The organism is Amycolatopsis sp. 505, from assembly GCF_031625235.1.
GTDB lineage: Bacteria > Actinomycetota > Actinomycetes > Mycobacteriales > Pseudonocardiaceae > Amycolatopsis.
The window spans coordinates 157,174-176,025 of sequence record NZ_JACKQP010000011.1; the positions used below are offsets into that span (position 1 = coordinate 157,174).

The following is an 18,852-nucleotide window of genomic DNA, read 5'->3' on the forward strand; positions in this document are numbered from 1 at the left end:
CTCCTAGGGGTGCTGGCTGCTGACGGAGACGACTTCGCCGGTGAGATAACTCGCGTAGTCGCTGGCGAGGAAGACCATGACGTTGGCGACCTCCCAGGGTTCGGCGGCGCGGCCGAACGCCTCCTTCTTGGTGAGGTCCTCGAGGAGCTCGTCGCTGGTGACCTTGGCGAGGAAGGGGTGCATGGCGAGGCTGGGGGCGACGGCGTTGATCCGGACACCGTGTTCCGCGGCGTCCAGCGCCGAGCAGCGGGTCAGTGCCATGACCCCGGCTTTGGCGGCGGCGTAGTGGGCCTGCCCGGCCTGGGCACGCCAGCCGATTACGGAGGCGTTGTTGACGATCGCCCCGCCACCGCCTTGCGCGACGAACTGCTTGAGGGCGGCGCGGGTGCAGCGGAAGGTGCCGGTGAGGGTGATGTCGAGGACCTTCGACCACTCCTCGTCGGTCATGTCCAGCACCGACTTGGTGCCGCCGAGCCCGGCGTTGTTGATCATCACGTCGAGACGGCCGAAGTGCTCCACGGCGCCGTCGATGAGGGCTTGGACCTGGTTCTCCTGGGTGACGTCGCAGGGGATGGCGTGGACGGCGCCGAGTTCGGCGGCTTTCTCCTTCAGCCGCCGTTCGTGCCAGTCGCTGATCACGACGTCGGCGCCTTCTTCGAGGCAGCGCTTGGCCACGGCGGACCCGATGCCGGTGCCCGCGGCGGCGGTGACCACGACGACTTTTCCCTCAAGGAGGTCATGGCCGGGTGGGTAGGCGGGGATCACGGGCGGGCCTCCCGAGGTAGGCCGAGCACGCGCTCGGCGATGATGTTGCGTTCGATCTCGTCCGACCCGCCGTAGATGGTGTCGGCGCGGGTGAACAGGAACAGCCGCTGCCACTCGTCGAGTTCGGGGCCGTCCGAGGTGAGGGATCGGGCGCCGCGGGCCCGCATGGCGAGTTCGCCCAGCCCGCGGTGCCATTGGGCCCAGAGGAGTTTGCCGACGGCGACCTCCGGCCCGGCCGCCTGTCCGAGCGTCCGCAGAGCATGGGCGCGCAGCACGCGCAGGCCGATGCGGGCGCGGGTGAGGTCGGCGCGCAGCAGCGGGTCGTCGTAGGTGCCGAGGCGTTTCGCTTCGGCGGTGATGTCGTCGAGTTCGCGGCGGAAGCCGATCTGCTGCCCCAACGTCGAGACGCCGCGTTCGAAGCCCAGGGTGGCCATCGCGATCTTCCAGCCCTCGCCGGGTTCGCCCACGACGAGGTCGGCGGGGGTGCGGGCGTCGTCGAAGAAGACCTCGTTGAACTCCGAGGTGCCGGTGAGCTGCTGAATGGGCCGGATGGTGACGCCCTCTTGGCGCAGTGGCACGAGGAGGTAGGAGAGGCCGTGGTGGCGCTGGGAGCCGGCTTCGGTGCGGGCGACGACGAAGCACCAGCCGGCCACGTGCGCCAGGGACGTCCAGATCTTCTGGCCGTTGATCACCCATTCGCCGTCGCGGAGGACCGCGGTGGTGGAGACGGCGGCGAGGTCGGAGCCGGCGCCGGGTTCGGAGTAACCCTGGCACCAGAGTTCTTCGACTCCGACGATCCCGGGCAGGAACCGTTGCTGCTGCTCCGGGGTGCCGAACGCGATCAGGGTCGGGCCGAGAAGCTGCTCCCCGATGTGGTTGACCCGCGCCGGCGCGCCGGAAGCGGCGTACTCCTCGTGGAACGCGACCTGATCCTCCAGCGACAGACCGCGGCCGCCGTGTTCGACCGGCCACCCGACGCACGTCCAGCCCGCCGCGGCGAGGTGGCGTTCCCAGGCCAGGCGCAGGTCGAACTCCTCGTGCTCGCGTCCCGGCCCGCCGAGGCCGCGCAGCCGGGCGAACTCGCCGGTCAGGTTGGCGGCGAGCCAGTCCGCGACCTCGCTGCGGAATCGCGACGGTTCCACGCACGCCTCCTTGCTGCCGGGCCGGTCCGGCACCTAGGGTAATGAGAACACGTTCTACTTTGTCGGTCCAGAGGAGGCTGTGGTGGGACAGACCACGATCCCGGCCGTCGTCCGCGATGCCGCCGCGAAGTTCGGGTCCGCGGAGGCACTGGTCGACGGCTCGGTGCGGCTCGGCTACGACCAGCTTCTGGAACGTGTTCGAACTGTCGCGCGGGCGTTCGCCGCCTGCGGCGTCCACGCCGGCGACCGGGTCGCGGTCGCCCTCCCGAACACCCACCACTGGGTCACCGCGGCCCTCGGTGCCCTCTACGCGGGCGCGGTGCTGATCCCGGTCAACACCCGCTTCACCGCCACCGAGACCGTGGACCTGCTCGTCCGCGGCCGGGCCAAGGCACTCGTCGTGGCCGCCGACTTCCTCGGCACCGACCGCCACGCCGCGATCCGGGACACCGGCGCCGCACTGCCGGACCTGGCCACGGTCGTCCGGGTGCCGCTGCAGGAGCCGCACCGGCCGGTGGAGGGGACGTTGGGCTGGGACGAGTTCCTGGCCCTGGCCGGGCAGGTCCCGGCCGCCGAGGCGGAGGCGCGAGCGGACGCCGTCGGCCCGGACGACGTCAGCGACATCCTCTTCACCTCCGGCACCAGCGGCCGCTCCAAGGGCGTGCTCTCGGCGCACCGCCAGACGGTCGAGGTCGCCGCGGCGTGGGCGGACTGCGGGCAGGTCACCGCGGACGACCGGTACCTGGTGATCAACCCGTTCTTCCACAGCTTCGGCTACAAGGCCGGGATCGTGGTGGGCCTGCTGACCGGCGCGACGATCGTCCCGCAGGCGGTGTTCGACGTCCGCGAGGCGCTCAAGGTGATCGAACGGGAGCGGATCTCCGTGCTGCCGGGTGCGCCGACGGTCTTCCAGTCCCTGCTGCACGAGCCGCGCAAGGGCGACCTGTCGTCGTTGCGGCTCGCGGTCACCGGGGCGGCCAGCGTGCCGGCGTCGCTCGTCCGCCGGATGTGGTCCGAACTTGGGTTCGAGACCGTACTCACCGCCTACGGCCTCACCGAAGCCGTGATGGTGACGATGTGCCGCCCGGGCGACTCCGCGGAACTCATCGCGAGCACGTCGGGCCGGGCGACGGCGGGCTTCGAAGTGGCGATCCACGGTTCGCCGGGCGAGATCGTCCTGCGCGGGCCCAACGTGATGCTCGGCTACCTCGACGACCCCGAGGCGACGGCCGAGGCGATCGACGAAGACGGCTGGCTGCACACCGGCGACGTCGGCGAACTCGACGCCGACGGCAACCTCACCATCACCGGCCGGCTCAAGGACATGTACATCTGCGGCGGCTTCAACGTCTACCCGGCCGAGGTCGAGAGCGCGCTGACCGAGCTGGCCGGCGTCCGCGACGTGGCCGTGGTCGGCGTCCCGGACGAGCGGATGGGCGAGGTCGGCAAGGCGTTCGTCGTCGGATCCGGGCTGACCGAAGAGGCGGTCCTCGCCTTCTGCCGCGAACGGCTCGCCAACTACAAGAACCCGAAGTTCGTCGAATTCCTCGGCGAACTGCCCCGCAACGCTTCCGGCAAGGTGCTGAAGCGGCTGCTGACCGAGGAGACGGCATGAGTGAAACGGTGGTCCGGTCCGAGCGGCGGGGGCCGGTCGCGGTGGTGACGATGAACCGGCCGGAGTACCGCAACGCCCAGAACTCGGCGATGACGTACGCGCTCGACGACGCGTTCCGGGACGCGGTCAACGATCCCGAGGTGAAGGTGATCGTCCTGGCGGGGGCGGGGAAGCACTTTTCGGCGGGGCACGACATCGGCAGTCCCGGGCGGGACGCGGACCAGCCGTTCGATCGGCGGGCGGTGCTGTGGTGGGACCACACCGATCGCGTCGGGGGTGACCAGCGGTTCGCGCGTGAGTCGGAGGTGTACCTGGGGATGTGCCGCCGGTGGCGGGAGATCCCGAAGCCGATGATCGCCAGTGTGCAGGGCGCGTGCATCGCCGGTGGGTTGATGCTGGCGTGGGTGTGCGATCTGATCGTGGCCTCGGATGACGCGTTCTTCGCCGACCCCGTGGTACGCATGGGGATACCGGGCGTCGAGTACTTCGCGCACCCGTGGGTTCTCGGGCCCCGCGCGGCGAAGGAAGTCCTCTTCACCGGGGAGCGATTCACCGTGCAGCAGGCGAAGGAATGGGGGATGGTCACCCGGATCGTGCCGCGTGCGGAGCTGGAGGAGCGCACTCAGGAGCTGGCCGAGAAGATCGCGGGGATGCCGTCGTTCGGGTTGGCGTTGGCGAAGAAGGCGGTCAACCAGGCCGAGGATCTGATGGGGTTGCGGTCCGGGATGGACTCGGTGTTCGGGTTGCACCACTTCGCACACGCTCACAACGCGGAGACTTCCGAGGATTCGCTGGGTGGGCAGTCGGCGCGGTCGATGCGTGATGCGAACAAGGGGGCCTGATGGACCTCGACATCGACGAGGCTTCGGAAGCCTTCCGCAGCGAGGCCCGGGAGTGGCTGGCTTCCCACGTTCGCTCGTTGCCGTCGATGGACACCGCGGAAGGTTTCGCGGCCCATCGGGAGTGGGAGGCCGAATTGGCCGAGGCGCGCTGGTCGGTGGTGTCGTGGCCGCGGGAGTACCACGGCCGGGACGCCTCGATGCTGCAGTGGCTGTTGTTCGAGGAGGAGTACTACGCCTCGGGCGCGCCGGGGCGGGTGTCGCAGAACGGCATCTTCATGCTCGGGCCGACGCTGTTCGCCCACGGCACGCAGGAGCAGCGCGACCGCATTCTGCCCGCGATGGCCACCGGCGAGCAGGTGTGGGCTCAGGCCTGGTCCGAGCCGGAGGCGGGCAGCGACATCGCCGCGTTGCGGAGCACGGCGGTGCGGACCGATGGCGGCTGGTTGTTGTCGGGGCAGAAGACGTGGAGTTCCCGCGCGACGTTCGCCGATCGGGCGTTCGGGCTGTTCCGCAGTGATCCGGAGGCGCAGCGGCATCACGGGTTGACGTATTTCATGGTCGATCTGCGGGCCGAGGGGGTCACCGTGCGGCCGATCCCGCAGCTGGACGGTGAACCGGGCTTCGCGGAGATCTTCCTCGACGGCGTGCTCGTGCCCGACGAGGACGTGATCGGGGAGGTGGGGCAGGGCTGGCGGGTGGCGATGACCACCGCGAACAACGAGCGCGGGTTGTCGTTGCGCAGCCCGGGACGGTTCCTCGCCGCCGCCGATCGGCTGGTGGACCTCTGGCGTTCGAGCGGCGAGCCTCTGTCCACACGGGACAGAGTGGCCGACGCGTGGATCGGTGCGCGGGCTTACCAGCTCTACACGTTCGGGACGGTGAGCCGCCTGCAGGACGGGGGAGAGCTGGGGCCGGAGTCGAGTGTGAACAAGCTGTTCTGGTCCCACTTGGACGTCGAACTGCACGAAACCGCGCTCGACGTCTTGGGTCCGGAAGCCGAGACCGACGAGACGTGGGTGAACGGCTACCTGTTCTCCCTGGCCGGTCCGATCTACGGCGGCACCGACCAGATCCAGCGCAACACCATCGCCGAACGGCTGCTGAAACTCCCGAGGGAGGCCCGCCGATGAGGTTCCAGCTCTCGCCGGAGCAGCGCCAGTTCGCCGCGACGCTGCACGAGCTGCTCGGCGGGGCGGACACCGCGGCCGCCGCCCGGGCCTGGGCCGCGGGGGACCACGACCGCGGCCTCAAGCTCTGGCGTGCCCTCGCCGACGTCGGCGTCTTCGCGCTGCTGGTCGACGAGGACCACGGCGGCCTCGGCGCCGGCCCGGTCGACCTGGTGGTCGCCTGCGAAGCGCTCGGCTACCACGCCGTCCCGGGCCCGGTCGTCGAGTCGGCCGCGGTCGCCCCGGCGCTGCTGACCGGGCACCGGCGCACCTCCCTCGCCGAAGGCGACCTCATCGCCACCGTCGTCGCGCCGCCGGAGGTCCCCCTGGCCCTCGACGCCGACATCGCGGGCGTCGTCCTCGACCTCACCGGTGCCGAGCTCACCCGAACCGGCGACCTCGTGCGCTCGATCGACCCGGCCCGGCGGCTGTTCCGGGTCCCGGCCGAGCCGGTCACGGGGGGTGCCGCGTTCGACCGCGGCGTCCTGGCCGTGGCCGCCCAGCTCCTGGGGGCCGGGCAGTGGCTGCTCGACACGTCGGTGGCGTACGCGAAGCAACGCCAGCAGTACGGCCGGGCGATCGGCGAGTACCAGGCGATCAAGCACCTGCTCGCCGACGTCGCCACCCGGCTCGAACTGGCCCGGCCGCTGCTGCACGGCGCCGCCGTCGCGAAGGAGACGTCCGCCCGGGACGTCTCGGCGGCGAAGGTCATGGCCGGGGACGCCGCCCACCTCGCCGCCCGGACCGCCCTGCAGGTCCACGGCGCCATCGGCTACACGGCCGAGCACGACCTCGGCCTCCGGCTGACCAAGGTCCGGGCTCTGGTGGGGGCGTGGGGGACCGGGTCGTTTCACCGCGCGCGGGTCCTGCGATGACCGATCCACTGGAGACCGAGGAAGCCCGGGCGCTGCGGGACGCCGTCCGGGCGCTGCTGACGCGCCGGTCGGGGCCGGAGGCGGTGCGGGCCGCGATGGCGTCGCCGCTGGGGTACGACGACAAGCTGTGGTCGACGCTCTGCGAGCAGATCGGTGTCGCCGCCCTGACGATCCCGGAGCGGTACGGCGGCGCGGGTGCCGGGCTGGCCGAGGCGTGTGTCGTGCTCGCGGAACTCGGCCGGACGCTCACCCCGGCCCCGATGCTGGGCTCAGCGGTGCTGGCGGCTCAGGCCCTGCTGCTGACCGGCAACGACGAGGCCTGCGAGCGGCTGCTGCCGGGTATCGCCGAGGGCACCACCCTGGCCGCGGTGGCGTGGTCCGATGTGGACGGAGGGTGGACGCCGGCCTTGCGCGCGTCGGACGCGGGGCTCGACGGTCGCACCCACTACGTCCTGGACGGCGACCTCGCCGACGTCCTGCTCGCCATCGCCCGCACGGACGACGGCGCCGGCCTGTTCGAGGTGCCGCTCGAAGGGGTCCGCCGCACCCGCGTGACGAGCCTGGACCCGACCCGGCGGCTCGCGGTGGTCGAGTGCGCTTCGACGCCGGCTCGCCGTCTCGACGCCGGCGGGTTCGCCGGACAGCTGCGGCAGCTGCGTGACACGGCGACGGTGGCCGTCGCCGCGGAGCAGGTCGGGGCGGCCGCGCGGGCGTTGGAGCTGACGGTCGAGTACACGAAGCAACGGCGTCAGTTCGGTCGCCCGATCGGGTCGTTCCAGGCGCTGAAGCACCGGATGGCGGACGTCCACGTCCACGTCGAAGCGGCCCGCTCGGCGCTGTACGCGGCCCTGGTGGACGGCGACGCCGAAGCGGTCGAGACCGCGAAGGTCGTGTGCGGCGAGGCGTTCGCCCACGCGGCGGCGGAGATGATCCAGCTCCACGGCGGTATCGCGATCACCTGGGAGCACGACGCCCACCTGTACTTCAAGCGAGCCCACGGGACGGCTCTGCTCTTCGGCGCCCCGGGGTCCGAACGTCGCGAATGACTCATTCGGGACCTCGGACGCCGCGAATGAGTCATTCGCGGCACCGGCGGCCAGGCCCCCGGCTCAGCCGGTGAGGCGGGCGGCCGAGCCCGGCAGCTCGCGGTTCGCCTCGTCCAGGCCACCCGCGATCCGCCGGCACGCCGGGCAGGCGGCGATGTGCCCGGCGATCGCGTCCGCCCGGCGGGCCGGCAGGGCGCCGCGGACCCAGGCGCCCATCCGGCGGCGGGGTTCGCGGCAGGCCGGCTCGTCCGGCTCGGGCACCTGGACCTGCAGGTACGCCTGCCGCAGGCCTTCCCGGGCCCGCATCGCCAGCGCCGCGACGCTGTTCGGCGACAGCCCGAGCGAGGGCGCCACTTCCGTCGGGGTGCCGCCCTCGGCCTCGGTCCGCCACAGCACCGTCCGCCACCGGCCGGGCAGCGTGCAGTAGGCCGACCACACGAGCCGGGCGTTCGACCGGAGCAGGGCGAGCTCGTCGGCACCCCGGCCGGGCGGCTCCGGAACGGTGGCCCGCAGCTCCACCCGGGTGCGCTGCTTGCTCCACCGCGCCGCCAGGTTGCGCAGGGTCACGACGAGGTACGGCCGCAGGTCGCTGTGCGGTCCGCCGCCGGCGCGCACGATCGTCAGCACCCGGGCGAACGTCTCGGCCACGAGGTCGTCGCGCTCGGCGGGCTGCCGCGCCCACGCCCCGGCGGTCCGCCGCAGCGGCTCGGCGTGCCGGCGGTAGAGCCGTCCGGCGGCGTCGAGATCCCCGGCTCTCAAGGCGGCGAGCAGCACGGCGTCCGGCACGTCGTCGGCTGGTTCCATGGCCACCGGGTACCCAGGGAACGGGCCGTGACCACCGGTCGGCCCGATCGGGTGGAACTGCCGTCCCGGCGATTATCCGGGCAGCGGGCCGGTCAGACCGCGAACAGCTGGGCGTCGTCGGCGAAGGCCTTGAATTCCAGGGCGTTGCCGGCCGGGTCGAGCAGGAACATCGTCCACTGCTCGCCGGGCTGACCCTCGAAGCGGACGTACGGCTCGATCACGAACTCCGCGCCCGCCGCCCGCAGCCGGTCGGCGAGCGCGTGGAACCGCGGGACGGTGAGGACCAGGCCGAAGTGCGGCACCGGCACGTCGTGGCCGTCGACCGGGTTGTGCACGCGCTGCGGACCGGCCGGGGCCAGGTGCGTGACGAACTGGTGGCCGTGCAGGTTCCAGTCGATCCACGTGTCCGCGCTGCGGCCCTGCTCGAGGCCGAGGACTTCACCGTAGAACCGCCGGGCGGCGGCCAGGTCGTCCACCGGCATCGCCAGGTGGAAACGGGGGATGGGCAGGGTCATGGGGACTCCCTTCGCCGAGGATCTTGTCTTGATGTTAACATTAAGACATGAGTGGTTCGGTGGTTCCCGCCCGGCGCCGCGGGCTGGCCGACGAGGTCGCGGACCGGATCCGCGACGCGGTCTTCGACGGCGTCTACGCTCCCGGCAGCCAGCTGCGCGAAGTCGAGCTGGCGGAAGCGCTGGGCGTCAGCCGCGGCCCGGTGCGGGAAGCGCTGCTCAAGCTGGAGCGCGAAGGGCTCGTCCGCAGCGAATGGCACCGCGGGGCCACGGTGACCGCCCTGACCGACGAGGACGTCACCGAGCTGGACAGCCTGCGGGCCGCCCTCGAGCAACTGGCCGTCGAGCTGGTCCTCGAGCGCGCGGTCGACGAGGACCTCGCCGCGATCGACGCCGTCGTGCGGCGCATGGAACGCGCGCTCGACGAGCACGAGATGGTCCGGTGCGACCTCGAATTCCACGACGCGGTCTACGCGGCCGCCGGGCACCGCCGGCTGCGCGAGGCCTGGCAGGCGATCCGCTCGCAGGTGCACCTGTTCCTGCTCACCCGGATCGGCGTCGCCACCGACGGCTACCTGACCGGCATCCCCGCGGAACACCGCGACCTCGTGACCGCCCTGCGCGCCGGCGACCGCGAGGCGGCCCTCACGCTGTTCGCCGAGCACCGCCGCCATGCCTTAAACGTCCTCAGTGGACGGACGGCCTAGCCGGATACGTCGTCAGAGCACCAGGTCCGCCGCGCTCCGGACCTCCTGGGCCTGGCTCGTGGATTCCAGGCCGGTGAGCGGGTCGGCGGCTTCGAGGTCGCCGAACGTCAGGCCGGTCAGCTCGGCGATCCGGCGGACCGGCACCTGGTACGTGCGGTAGGCGCCGTAGTCGAACTCGGTCGCCGTCTCCAGGCCGTGGATGAGCTCCTCCTGGCTCAGCAGGTACGCCGTCGCCGACAGGGTGCCGTCCTTCTTCACCATCGCGACGACCTTCCAGAACTGGCGGGGCAGCTGGACACCGCGGTACCGGTCGTCGTCCGCGGCCAGCACCGGGCCGGTCACCACGCTGACCTTCAGGTCGAAGTTGTCCGCGTTGTTCAGCACGTAGTCCTCGAGCCCGGCCCACGTCGTCTTGTTCTGGTTGAAGTCCTGGTGCTGCGGCGAGCAGTTCGTGAAGTGGAACGTGTCGTCGTTGCCGAGCTGGGCGATCGGCTCGGTCGCGCCCCACGCCGGGTCGAGCCGGCGGACCAGGTGCCCGCGGTCGAGGGGGTTGGCCCGGTAGAGCTCCTCGCCGATCTGCTCGGTCACCGCCACCCGAGGGTCGAGCGACCAGTGGTCGGCTTCGCGCCGCAGGGCCCGGCTCAGCCGCCCGTCGATGTTGACCGCGGTGAACATCGCCAGCCGCCGCTCCCGGTGCATGACGACGCTGAAGTGGTGGTACGGCAGCACGTACCGCGGCTCGCCGGTGGCCTGCCGGTTGACCGCCGCCAGCGGGACCAGGGCGTCGGACAGGCCGGGCAGCGGCACGGTGTGCCCGGGCAGGAAAGCCGGGTCGTAGCCTTCCCGGTTCGCGTAGTCGGGGTCGATCCGCCCGGTCAGCGGTTCGGCGCGCAGCCGGATGTCGAACGGCATCGCGAGCGTCAGCACCGGCGAGCTGCCGCCCGAAGAGCCGTCGGGCGGCAGGGCACGCTCCGGGCGGGTGGCCAGCCCGTCGAGCAGCGCCCGCTGCGCCGGGGTGAACGGCTGCTCCCGCAGGAACTTCAGCAGCTTGCTGACCCGGATGCCTTCGTTGAGGTACCCGCCGTATTCCGCGTGGCCCGTCGCCGGGACGCTCGCGTGGTGCAGCGCCACGATCTCCCACTGGTCGTTGAAGACCGGCGAACCGGACGACCCCGGTTCGGTGTCGGTTTCGTAGTGCAGGAACTCGTCGAGGACGTCGACGACCCGGTTTTCCCGCAGCGCGACCTGCTTCTTGCCGCCGCCGGGGTGCTGGACGATGGTGACGAAGTCGCCGACGATCGCCTTGCCTTCGCTGGCGATCAACCGGTTGAAGCCGAACGGGCGCAGTTCTTCCGTGGTCGCCTTCACCGCGACGAGCGCGAAATCGAGCGACCGGTCGGCGGCGAAGAACCGGCCGGGGTCGAGCGGGAAGGCCCGCACCGGCTTGGGCAGGCCGTCGAGACCGTCCTGGTAGTCGAACTCGATGACACTGAACCCGGCGGCCTCGGCGTCCGGCAGCACGTGGTGGTTGGTGAGCAGCAGTTCCGGCGACACGAGCGAGCCCGTGCCGTAGCCGATCAGCCGGCCTTGGGCGTTCCGGATGTTCACCCGGCCGACCGCGGCCGCAGCCGTGACGCCGCCTTCGAGGTAGCCGACGCCGAGCAGGTCGTTCGTGAGCACGATGCGTTCGAGGATGGCGCCCGCGGCCGTCATCGCCGCCGGGTCGCCCGCCGCGATCGCCGCCGGGCTCACCGGCCGGACGTCGGGGTAGTAGCGGCCGAGCCGGTCGATCCGGGTCGCCACCCGGCTCGGCTCGTCGGCCTCGGCGATCCCGCCGGGCTTGCGCAGCAACGCGATCTTGGCCTGCCGCGGCCCGGTGCGCTCGGCGGCGCGCGCGGCCGCGGCCCGCTCCTGCTCGGACTGCCGGTCCGTCTTGACGTCCACGATGCCTCCCGAGAGCGAGCCGGAAACACCGCGTTAGTCGTCCGGCCGCAAGGCGCGTTACACGGTTTCCGGCGCGTCGCCGGGAGTTCTTTTTCAGTTCAGCACGGGAAGTACGATCGCCGACGGGTGTGCCGGGTCGTGGTGGACCTCCTGGTCCGCGGCGCGCAGGGTGACGGCGGTGGCGTGCGGCTCGCCGGTGCCGGGATTCCGGGCGTAGCGCGGGAAAGCGCCGCTGGAGACCTGGACCCGGATCCGGTGCCCGCGCCGGAACCGGTGCGCCGTCGGCCACATCCGGACGGTGACGGCGGCCGGCACATCGGCCTCGCGCAGGCTGGTGAGGCCGTCGCAGACGTTGACCGACCGGCCGTCCGGGCCGACGTCGCAGAGCCGGACGAAGACGTCGGCGAACGGCAGGCTCGACCGGAACCAGATCTCCGCCTGCACGTCCCCGATGACTTCGACGTCCTCGTCGAGCACCGGCGTGGTGTAGGTGAGGACGTCGGCGCGGGCTTCGAGCGCCGCGTTGTCCACCCGGCCGGCGTCCGGGGCCATCCGCACGCCGCCGGCCGCGGGGGTCGGGTCGGCCGGGTCGTAGCGGTAGCGGTCCGGTTCGGACTCACCGGGAACGTCCGTGGCCAGCAGGCCGCCCGCCTGGAGGTGGAACCGTTGCGGCGCATAGCCTTCCGGCGGCCACGAAGCGAAGTCGCGCCAGGCCTCCTCACCCATGACGAACAGCCGGACCGGCGCCCGTTCCGGCGGTTCCTCGCCGCGGGCGTGCGCAAGCCCGAATGCCAGGGTTTCCCGGAGCGTCTCGCCGGTGCTGCCGAGCAGGTCGGAGCGGCCGGCGTGGGTCCACGGCCCGACCGTCAGGCGCGGCCGCCGTCCCGCGTCCTGCAGCGTGCGGAAGTCGCGCAGCTGGCCGGGCAGGAAGATGTCGTACCAGCCGGCGATCGAGCTGACCGGGACCGTGACGTCCGCGACGCGGTGCCGGTGGTCGACCTCCGCCCAGCGGGGGTGGTGTTCGGTGCGGGTGAGAATGTCCTGGATGTAGTCGGAGCGGTGGCCGATGGCGACGACGTCGGCCTGGGCGAGCGGCAGCGTGTTCAGCGCCTGCACGAGCTTCTTCGCCTGGGCGCGTCGCCGGACCAGCGCGAACCGGCGTTCCTGGACCGCGACCTGGACGCCCCACCCGAACGGCGTCTCCAGCGAAAGGCCGTCCTCGCGCAGGAATTCCAGCGTCAGCCCGGATTCGGTGACCTGGGGGACCATCGCCTTCACCTGCGGCGGCAGGCGATCGGCGGCCGCCCACTGCACGTAACCCAGGTAGCTGGCGCCGACCAGCACGATCGCGTCGCCGGACCACGGCTGCCGCACCGCCCAGTCCAGCGTGGCGAGGCCGTCTTCGCGTTCCTGCCGCAGCGGGTCGAAAACACCGCCGGAGCCGAAGCCGCCGCGCGTGCTCTGGACCAGCACCTGGAACCCGCGCTCGGCCAGCGGCCGCGCGAGGATCGCGCCGAACACGCCCCGGCGGCCGTAGGGCGTGCGCACCAGCGCGAGCGGTAGCCCGTCCCCGCCGGCGCGGGGTGCCCACCGGTCGGCGAGCAGCTCGACGCCGTCGGGCATCGGGACGCGCAGGTCCCGCTGGACGGCGAGGCGCCGGGTGACCGGCGCGGGCAGCTTCAGCAGGCGTTCGACGAGACGGCTGATCATCGGCCGGCCTCCTTCGTGATCATCGCGGTGACGACCGAGTGCATCCGCAGCAGCCGGCCGGCGAACTCCTCCGGGTCGAGCGGGTCCGGCCCGTCGACGACCCACGCGTTGACGACCGCTCCCGCCCCGCCGGTCAGGAAGGTGGCCAGGTCCTCGAGGCCGCCGGCGTCGAGCCGGCCGCCGAGGGCGCGGGCGAGGTTTTCCCGGTTGACCGGGAGGAACAGGCCGGTCAGCGCCTTGTTGAGGGCGAACGCGGACGCCCCGGTCAGCAGCGCCCGGTAGAAGCGCCGGTACCGGGCGAAGTGCCGGCCCAGCGCCAGCAGGGACGCGTGCTCGCCGGCGGCCGAGGCGAGGCCGCCGAGCTCGCCGAGCAGTTCGCGCCGGACGAGGTCGAGCGCGGCCTCCAGCAGCAGCGAGTCGCGGTCGCCGAATTGCTGGTACAGCACCTGGCGGCTGACGTCCGCCGCCTCGGCGATCTCGGACACCGGGACGGCGGTGGAGTCGCGTTCGGACACGAGCTCGACCGCGGCCCGCAGCAGGGCCGCGCGCGACCGGCGGACCCGCCGGTCCTTGGCGGGCGCTTCGGTCGTCCAGTCGCCGGTCACGGCGTCGATAATGGACAGGTGTCAAGAAAATAGCAAGTGTTCGGAATTCGGGCCCGTGCGAGGATGCGGCCATGTCTTCGACGATGCGGGCCTTCGTGCTCACCGGTCCGCGGGAGTGCTCGGTGCAGGAGGTGCCCGTCCCGCAGGCCGCCGCGGGCGAGGTCGTCGTGGACGTCGAGCGGGCCGGGGTGTGCGGCACCGACGTCGAGTTCTTCACCGGTGACATGACCTACCTGCACCAGGGGCACGCGGCTTACCCGATGCGGCTGGGACACGAGTGGGCCGGCACGGTTTCGGCGATCGGTGACGGCGTCGACCCCGCCTGGCTGGGGCGCCGGGTCACGGGCGACACCATGCTCGGCGACCGGACGTGCCGCCGCTGCCGGAAGGGGCACCAGCACACCTGCGAAAACCGGCAGGAGGTCGGCATCCGCGGCGGCCGGGCCGGCGCGCTGGCGGAGCGGCTCGCCGTGCCCGCGTGGTCGCTGCACGCGCTACCCGATTCGGTCGACGCCGTGCTCGGGGCCCTGGTCGAACCCGGCGGCAACGCCCTGCGCGCGGCCCGCGCGGCCGGCACCGGCACCGGCGACCGGGCGCTGGTCCTCGGGCCGGGGACGATCGGGCTGCTCACGGCCCTGTTCCTGCGGGCGGCGGGCACCGAGGTGCACCTGCTCGGGGTCGGCTCCCCGGACTTCGCCCGCAGTCTCGGCTTCGCGCACGTGTGGACCCGGGAGACTTCGCCGGACCTGCCGTTCGACGCGGTGGTCGACGCGACCGGCGCCTCCGGCTCGCCCGCGCTCGCCGCGGACCTGGTGGAACCCGCCGGCCGGGTCGTCTACATCGGACTGTCCGGCCGCCCGAGCGAGCTCGACACCCGCGTGCTGGTGCTGAAGGACGTCACGGCGGTCGGGGTGCTGTCCGCGTCACCCGGCCTGGCCGACACAATCGCCGCGTACGCGAGCGGAGCGGTCGACCCGCGCCCTCTGGTGGCGGCGACGGTCGGCCTCGAGCAGGCCGGCGCGGTGCTCACGGGGGAGCGGGTCGGCGGCGCGGGACCGAAGGTGCACATCGACCCGCGGCGCTGACCGGTCAGCCGAGCCGTGGTGAGGCGAGCGTCGTCGGGCGGCTGCGGCCGCGCAGGGTGACGTCTTCGGTTGCCGTCCACCGGGCGGCTTCCTCCCCGGCCGCGGCCTCGACCGCCGTCCAGGAGGCGAGGAGGCGGCCGGGTGCGTTCTTCGCCAGCTCCGTCAGCCGCGCGGCTTCGTTGACCGGGTCGCCGATCACCGTGTACTCGAACCGGCGGGGATCGCCGACGTTGCCGGCGACCGCGTCCCCCGTCGCCACGCCGATCCCGGCCGGGCCGTCCGGCACCTCCGCGGCCAGCCGGCGGGCGATCGCGCGGGCAGCGGCCAGCGCGCAGGTGGCGTGGTCGCCGAGCGGCGCCGGCGCCCCGAACACCGCCAGCGCGGCGTCGCCGACGAACTTGTTGACCAGCCCGTGGTGGCGATCCACCTCGTCGACCACCACCGCGAAGAACCGGTTGAGCAGGCCGACGACCTCCTCCGGCGGGCGGCTCGCGGCCAGCGCCGTCGACCCGACGAGGTCGACGAACAGCACCGACACCGTCCGGACCGTGCCGCCGAGCTCGGTCGACGTGCGCATCGCCTCGACCGCGACCTCGCGGCCGACGTGCCGGCCGAACAGGTCGCGCAGCCGTTCGCGCTCGGCCAGCCCGGCCGTCATGTCGTTGAACCCGGCCTGCAGCAGGCCCAGTTCCGTGCCGTCGTAGACCGGGATTTCGACGCTGAAGTCGCCGGCCCGCACGCGCCCGAGCGCGTCGCGCACCGAAGAGATCGGGTTGACCACCGAGCGGGCGGTGAACACCGTGACCAGCAGTCCGAAGCACAGCACCACCAGCCCGAGCGCGATCACCGACACGGCGAGTTTCGTGGTGGAGACGTCGCCGCGCACCCAGGCCAGCACCGCGGTGACCACCAGCCCGGCCACCGGCACCCCGGTCCCGAGGCACCAGAACAGCAGCATCCGCCGGTTGACGCCGCCGTTGACCGGGCGCGGCGGCGTGCTGCCCGCCAGCGCCAGTGCCGCGTACGGCCGGAGGGCGAACTCGCCGAAGAGGTAGGCGATCGCGCAGACGACGACCGCGGCGAACGCGACCACCAGGAACTCGGTGAGCACGACCTCCGGCTGCACGAGCGCCGCCAGCCCGGCGAAGACCAGCGTCGCGAGGCCCCAGAGCACCGCCTGCACGACCGTCAGCCGCAGCGGGACGCGCAGGCTCGCGGCGCGCTCGGCGTCCGTCGGCCGGCGTCCGTCGGCCGCCCAGCGCAGGGTCCGGAGGGCGCCGCGGGTACCCCACAGCGTGCCGATGACGACCGCCGAAACGACGTACACGGGTACTGCGACCGCGGTGACGCGCACGAGCTCACCGGACATCCCGGGCGCCGGCATGAGCAGCGCCGCGAGTCCGACCACGACCAGCGCACCGATCACGTTGGTGGCGATCAAAGCGGCCGTGAGCAGGCCTTGGACGCGCCGGCGCAACGCGGTGGCGTGCTGGTCCAGCGGTCCGAGCAGGCCGGAGCCGAACGGCTCCGCGGGGGAGCGTCCTGGGGTCACCATCTGAGTGTACGGTCGTTCACTGAATTGCCCGGAGACGGGTGCCGCAAGTATGTGTTACGGTTGGTAACAGTGAACTTCGGTAACACCTGACGAGGAGGTCGGTCGTGACGAGCATCAGCGAATCGGGCGTGTCGGACCGGGAGACCGTGGCGCGGCGGCTGCTCGACTCGTCGGAGCAGCTGTCGTACGACCCGGTCAAGGAGGTCGACTGGGAGACGCCGCTGGACACGGGCTACCACGGCGCGAGTCCGGAGTGGAGCACGCTCTACGGCACCTCCTACTGGGCGGACATGACCCCGGAGCAGCAGCGCGAGCTGACCCGCCAGGAGGCGGCGTCGGTGGCGAGCACCGGGATCTGGTTCGAAATGATCCTGCAGCAGATGGTGCTGCGCGACTTCTACGCCAAGGACCCCACCGACCCGGCGTTCCAGTGGGCGCTGACCGAGATCGCCGACGAGTGCCGGCACTCGATCATGTTCGCCCGCGGCGCGGCGAAGCTGCGGGCGCCCGCCTACCGGCCGCGCCGGTTCGTCGTCGAGCTGGGCCGCGTCTTCAAGGCCACGGCGACCGGTGAAGCCGCCTACGCGGCGATCCTCGTGGCCGAAGAGGTCCTCGACGTGATGCAGCGGGACTGGATGCGCGACGAGCGAGTGGTCCCGTTCGTGCGCACCATCAACAACATCCACGTCGTCGAGGAGTCCCGGCACATGAAGTTCGCCCGCGAAGAGACCCGCGAGCGGCTGAGGAGCGCCGGGTGGCTGCGGCGCCAGATCAACGGCCTGGTCGTCGCGATCGCGTCGTACTTCATCGTGACGAGCATGGTGAACGGCAAGGTCTACGAGAACGCCGGGCTCGACGGCAAGCGGGCGCGGCGCGAGGCGAAGGCCAACGAGCACCACAAGTCGATGCTGCGCTCCAGCTGCTCCGGGCTGATGGAGTTCCTGCACTCGGCCGGGCTGCTTACCAAGCCGTCGCTGTGGTTCTACAAACGAGCGAACCTGATCTGACATGGCCTTCGCGATCACCCAGACCTGCTGCGCCGACGCCACCTGCGTGTCGGTCTGCCCGGTCAACTGCATCCACCCGACGCCGGACGAGCCGGACTTCGGGACGACGGACCTGCTCTACATCGACCCGGCCACCTGCATCGACTGCGGCGCCTGCGCCGACGCCTGCCCGGTGGACGCGATCTTCCCGGCCGGCGACCTGACCGGGCCGCTGCGGGCGTACGAGCAGATCAACGCGGAGTACTACGCCGGCCGGGACGTGCTGGCCGACGTCTCGGTGGCGCCGAACTTCCACCGCTGGGCCCCGCCGTCGTTCACGCGGGTGCTGCCGAGCGACTTCGCGCCCCTGGACGTCGCCGTCGTCGGCACCGGACCGGCCGGGATGTACGCGGTGGAGGACCTGCTGCTGCACACGAACGCCCGCGTGACGCTGATCGACCGCCTGCCGACGGCCGGCGGCCTGATCCGCTACGGCGTCGCGCCCGACCACCCGTCGACGAAGAAGATCGGCGAGACGTTCGCGCGGTTCCACGACCACCCGAGGCTGCGCCTGCGGCTCGGCGTCTCGGCCGGTCCCGAGCTGGCGGAGCGCCACGACGCGGTGATCTACGCGGTCGGGGCGACCGAGGCGCGGCGGCTCGGCGTCCCGGGCGAGGACCTGCCCGGCAGCCTGCCGGCCGCGACGGTGGTCGGCTGGTACAACGGCCACCCGGACGTCGAGCCGGACGCCGTCGACCTGTCGGCCGAACGCGTGGTCGTCGTGGGAACGGGCAACGTCGCCCTGGACATCGCCCGCATCCTGACGGCGGACCCGGAGGTGCTGGCGGAGACGCCGATCGCGCCGGAAGCGCTGGCCCGGTTGCGGTCGGCCAAGGTCCGCGAGGTGGTCCTGCTGGCCCGCCGCGGCCCGGAGACGGCGGCGTACACCCGGCCGGAGCTGCTGGCCCTGGCGGCCCGCGGCGGCTTGGTGGTGGACGAGGACCCGCGGGTGGCGGCGGCGATCGACGGCGCGCAGCCGGGGGACAAAGCGGCGTGGCTGCAGGGAGTGCCACGGGAGCGCGTGGACTGGTCTTCGCCACCGCCGGAGGGCCGCCGGATCGTGCTGCGGTTCCACTCGGCGCCGCTGGCGTTCGACGGCGACACCGAGGTCCGCGCGGTGGTGACGGCGGACGGCGCCGAGATCCCGGCGGGCCGCGTGATCCGGGCGGCGGGATTCCGCGGGGTGCCGGTGCCGGGGCTGCCGTTCGACGACGACGCGGGGATCGTGCCGAACGCGGCGGGCCGGCTGTCCGGGCGGCCGGGGGTGTACGTGGCGGGGTGGATCAAGCGCGGGCCGTCGGGCGGGATCGGCGCGAACAAGGCGTGTGCGCGGGAGACGGTGGGGTCGCTGCTGGAGGACGCGGTGGCCGGGCGGCTGCCGGTGCGGCGCAGGGGAGCGCGGCTGTTCGGCCGCGCCTGAGCGGCGGCCGGAA

Annotated in this window: 17 protein-coding genes; 9 read left to right on the forward strand and 8 right to left on the reverse strand. The window is 72.5% G+C overall.

The window, feature by feature from the left end; genetic code table 11:
- Positions 1–3: 3 nt before the first annotated feature.
- Both H5965_RS36095 and H5965_RS36100 read right to left on the reverse strand, forming a co-directional pair.
- A complete protein-coding gene (locus H5965_RS36095; protein ID WP_310975472.1) occupies positions 4–765 on the reverse strand; it encodes an SDR family oxidoreductase in 762 nt (253 codons plus the stop codon).
- Positions 762–1,907 (reverse strand): acyl-CoA dehydrogenase family protein, encoded by a 1,146-nt coding sequence (locus H5965_RS36100; protein ID WP_310975473.1) that lies wholly within the window; start codon positions 1,905–1,907, stop codon positions 762–764. Before H5965_RS36100 ends, H5965_RS36095 begins: the two co-directional genes overlap by 4 nt.
- Positions 1,908–1,989: 82 nt before the next feature.
- Between H5965_RS36100 and H5965_RS36105 the strand changes: the two genes are divergently transcribed.
- The 5 genes from H5965_RS36105 to H5965_RS36125 are packed head-to-tail and all read left to right on the forward strand — an operon-like array spanning position 1,990 to position 7,451.
- Positions 1,990–3,522 carry a FadD3 family acyl-CoA ligase gene (locus tag H5965_RS36105; protein WP_310975475.1) on the forward strand — a complete coding sequence of 511 codons (1,533 nt, stop codon included), beginning with the start codon at positions 1,990–1,992 and terminating at the stop codon, positions 3,520–3,522.
- Complete coding sequence (locus H5965_RS36110; protein WP_310975477.1) at positions 3,519–4,364, forward strand: enoyl-CoA hydratase; 846 nt, start codon at positions 3,519–3,521, stop codon at positions 4,362–4,364. The genes H5965_RS36105 and H5965_RS36110 overlap by 4 nt, the downstream gene beginning before the upstream one ends.
- Positions 4,364–5,494: an acyl-CoA dehydrogenase family protein gene (locus tag H5965_RS36115; RefSeq protein ID WP_310975478.1), complete on the forward strand. Its 1,131-nt coding sequence runs from the start codon at positions 4,364–4,366 to the stop codon at positions 5,492–5,494. The genes H5965_RS36110 and H5965_RS36115 overlap by 1 nt, the downstream gene beginning before the upstream one ends.
- The gene (locus H5965_RS36120) at positions 5,491–6,405 is read left to right on the forward strand and encodes an acyl-CoA dehydrogenase family protein (RefSeq protein WP_310975479.1); all 915 of its coding nucleotides are present in this window, start codon (positions 5,491–5,493) and stop codon (positions 6,403–6,405) included. Before H5965_RS36115 ends, H5965_RS36120 begins: the two co-directional genes overlap by 4 nt.
- Complete coding sequence (locus tag H5965_RS36125; protein WP_310975481.1) at positions 6,402–7,451, forward strand: acyl-CoA dehydrogenase family protein; 1,050 nt, start codon at positions 6,402–6,404, stop codon at positions 7,449–7,451. The genes H5965_RS36120 and H5965_RS36125 overlap by 4 nt, the downstream gene beginning before the upstream one ends.
- Positions 7,452–7,514: 63 nt before the next feature.
- On the opposite strand, the gene H5965_RS36130 is transcribed toward H5965_RS36125, so the two are convergent.
- Together H5965_RS36130 and H5965_RS36135 are read right to left on the reverse strand one after the other, a co-directional pair.
- Positions 7,515–8,255 (reverse strand): sigma-70 family RNA polymerase sigma factor, encoded by a 741-nt coding sequence (locus H5965_RS36130; protein WP_310975482.1) that lies wholly within the window; start codon positions 8,253–8,255, stop codon positions 7,515–7,517.
- Between the two features lie 92 nt (positions 8,256–8,347).
- Positions 8,348–8,770: a VOC family protein gene (locus H5965_RS36135; protein ID WP_310975483.1), complete on the reverse strand. Its 423-nt coding sequence runs from the start codon at positions 8,768–8,770 to the stop codon at positions 8,348–8,350.
- A gap of 47 nt (positions 8,771–8,817) precedes the next feature.
- Here H5965_RS36135 and H5965_RS36140 point away from each other — a divergent pair, with 47 nt between their 5' ends.
- The gene (locus tag H5965_RS36140; protein ID WP_310975485.1) at positions 8,818–9,474 is read left to right on the forward strand and encodes a GntR family transcriptional regulator; all 657 of its coding nucleotides are present in this window, start codon (positions 8,818–8,820) and stop codon (positions 9,472–9,474) included.
- A gap of 12 nt (positions 9,475–9,486) precedes the next feature.
- Here H5965_RS36140 and H5965_RS36145 read toward each other — a convergent pair whose 3' ends face one another.
- The 3 genes from H5965_RS36145 to H5965_RS36155 form a co-directional block, all read right to left on the reverse strand.
- Entirely contained in the window at positions 9,487–11,418 is a 1,932-nt protein-coding gene (locus H5965_RS36145) for a DNA/RNA non-specific endonuclease (protein WP_310975487.1), read from the reverse strand.
- A gap of 93 nt (positions 11,419–11,511) precedes the next feature.
- On the reverse strand, positions 11,512–13,128 hold the full coding sequence (locus H5965_RS36150) for a CocE/NonD family hydrolase (RefSeq protein ID WP_310975488.1): 1,617 nt from the start codon (positions 13,126–13,128) through the stop codon (positions 11,512–11,514).
- Positions 13,125–13,733: a TetR/AcrR family transcriptional regulator gene (locus tag H5965_RS36155; protein WP_310975489.1), complete on the reverse strand. Its 609-nt coding sequence runs from the start codon at positions 13,731–13,733 to the stop codon at positions 13,125–13,127. Before H5965_RS36155 ends, H5965_RS36150 begins: the two co-directional genes overlap by 4 nt.
- A 71-nt stretch (positions 13,734–13,804) precedes the next feature.
- On the opposite strand from H5965_RS36155, the gene H5965_RS36160 reads away from it, so the two are divergent.
- The gene (locus H5965_RS36160) at positions 13,805–14,818 is read left to right on the forward strand and encodes an alcohol dehydrogenase catalytic domain-containing protein (protein WP_310975491.1); all 1,014 of its coding nucleotides are present in this window, start codon (positions 13,805–13,807) and stop codon (positions 14,816–14,818) included.
- A gap of 4 nt (positions 14,819–14,822) precedes the next feature.
- Here H5965_RS36160 and H5965_RS36165 read toward each other — a convergent pair whose 3' ends face one another.
- Positions 14,823–16,370, reverse strand: coding sequence for an adenylate/guanylate cyclase domain-containing protein (locus H5965_RS36165; RefSeq protein WP_310975493.1), 1,548 nt, complete (start codon positions 16,368–16,370; stop codon positions 14,823–14,825).
- A 107-nt stretch (positions 16,371–16,477) separates the two neighbouring features.
- Between H5965_RS36165 and H5965_RS36170 the strand changes: the two genes are divergently transcribed.
- Together H5965_RS36170 and H5965_RS36175 are read left to right on the forward strand one after the other, a co-directional pair.
- The gene (locus H5965_RS36170; RefSeq protein ID WP_310975494.1) at positions 16,478–17,380 is read left to right on the forward strand and encodes a diiron oxygenase; all 903 of its coding nucleotides are present in this window, start codon (positions 16,478–16,480) and stop codon (positions 17,378–17,380) included.
- Position 17,381: 1 nt separating this feature from the next.
- On the forward strand, positions 17,382–18,839 hold the full coding sequence (locus tag H5965_RS36175) for an FAD-dependent oxidoreductase (RefSeq protein ID WP_310975495.1): 1,458 nt from the start codon (positions 17,382–17,384) through the stop codon (positions 18,837–18,839).
- Positions 18,840–18,852 lie beyond the last annotated feature (13 nt).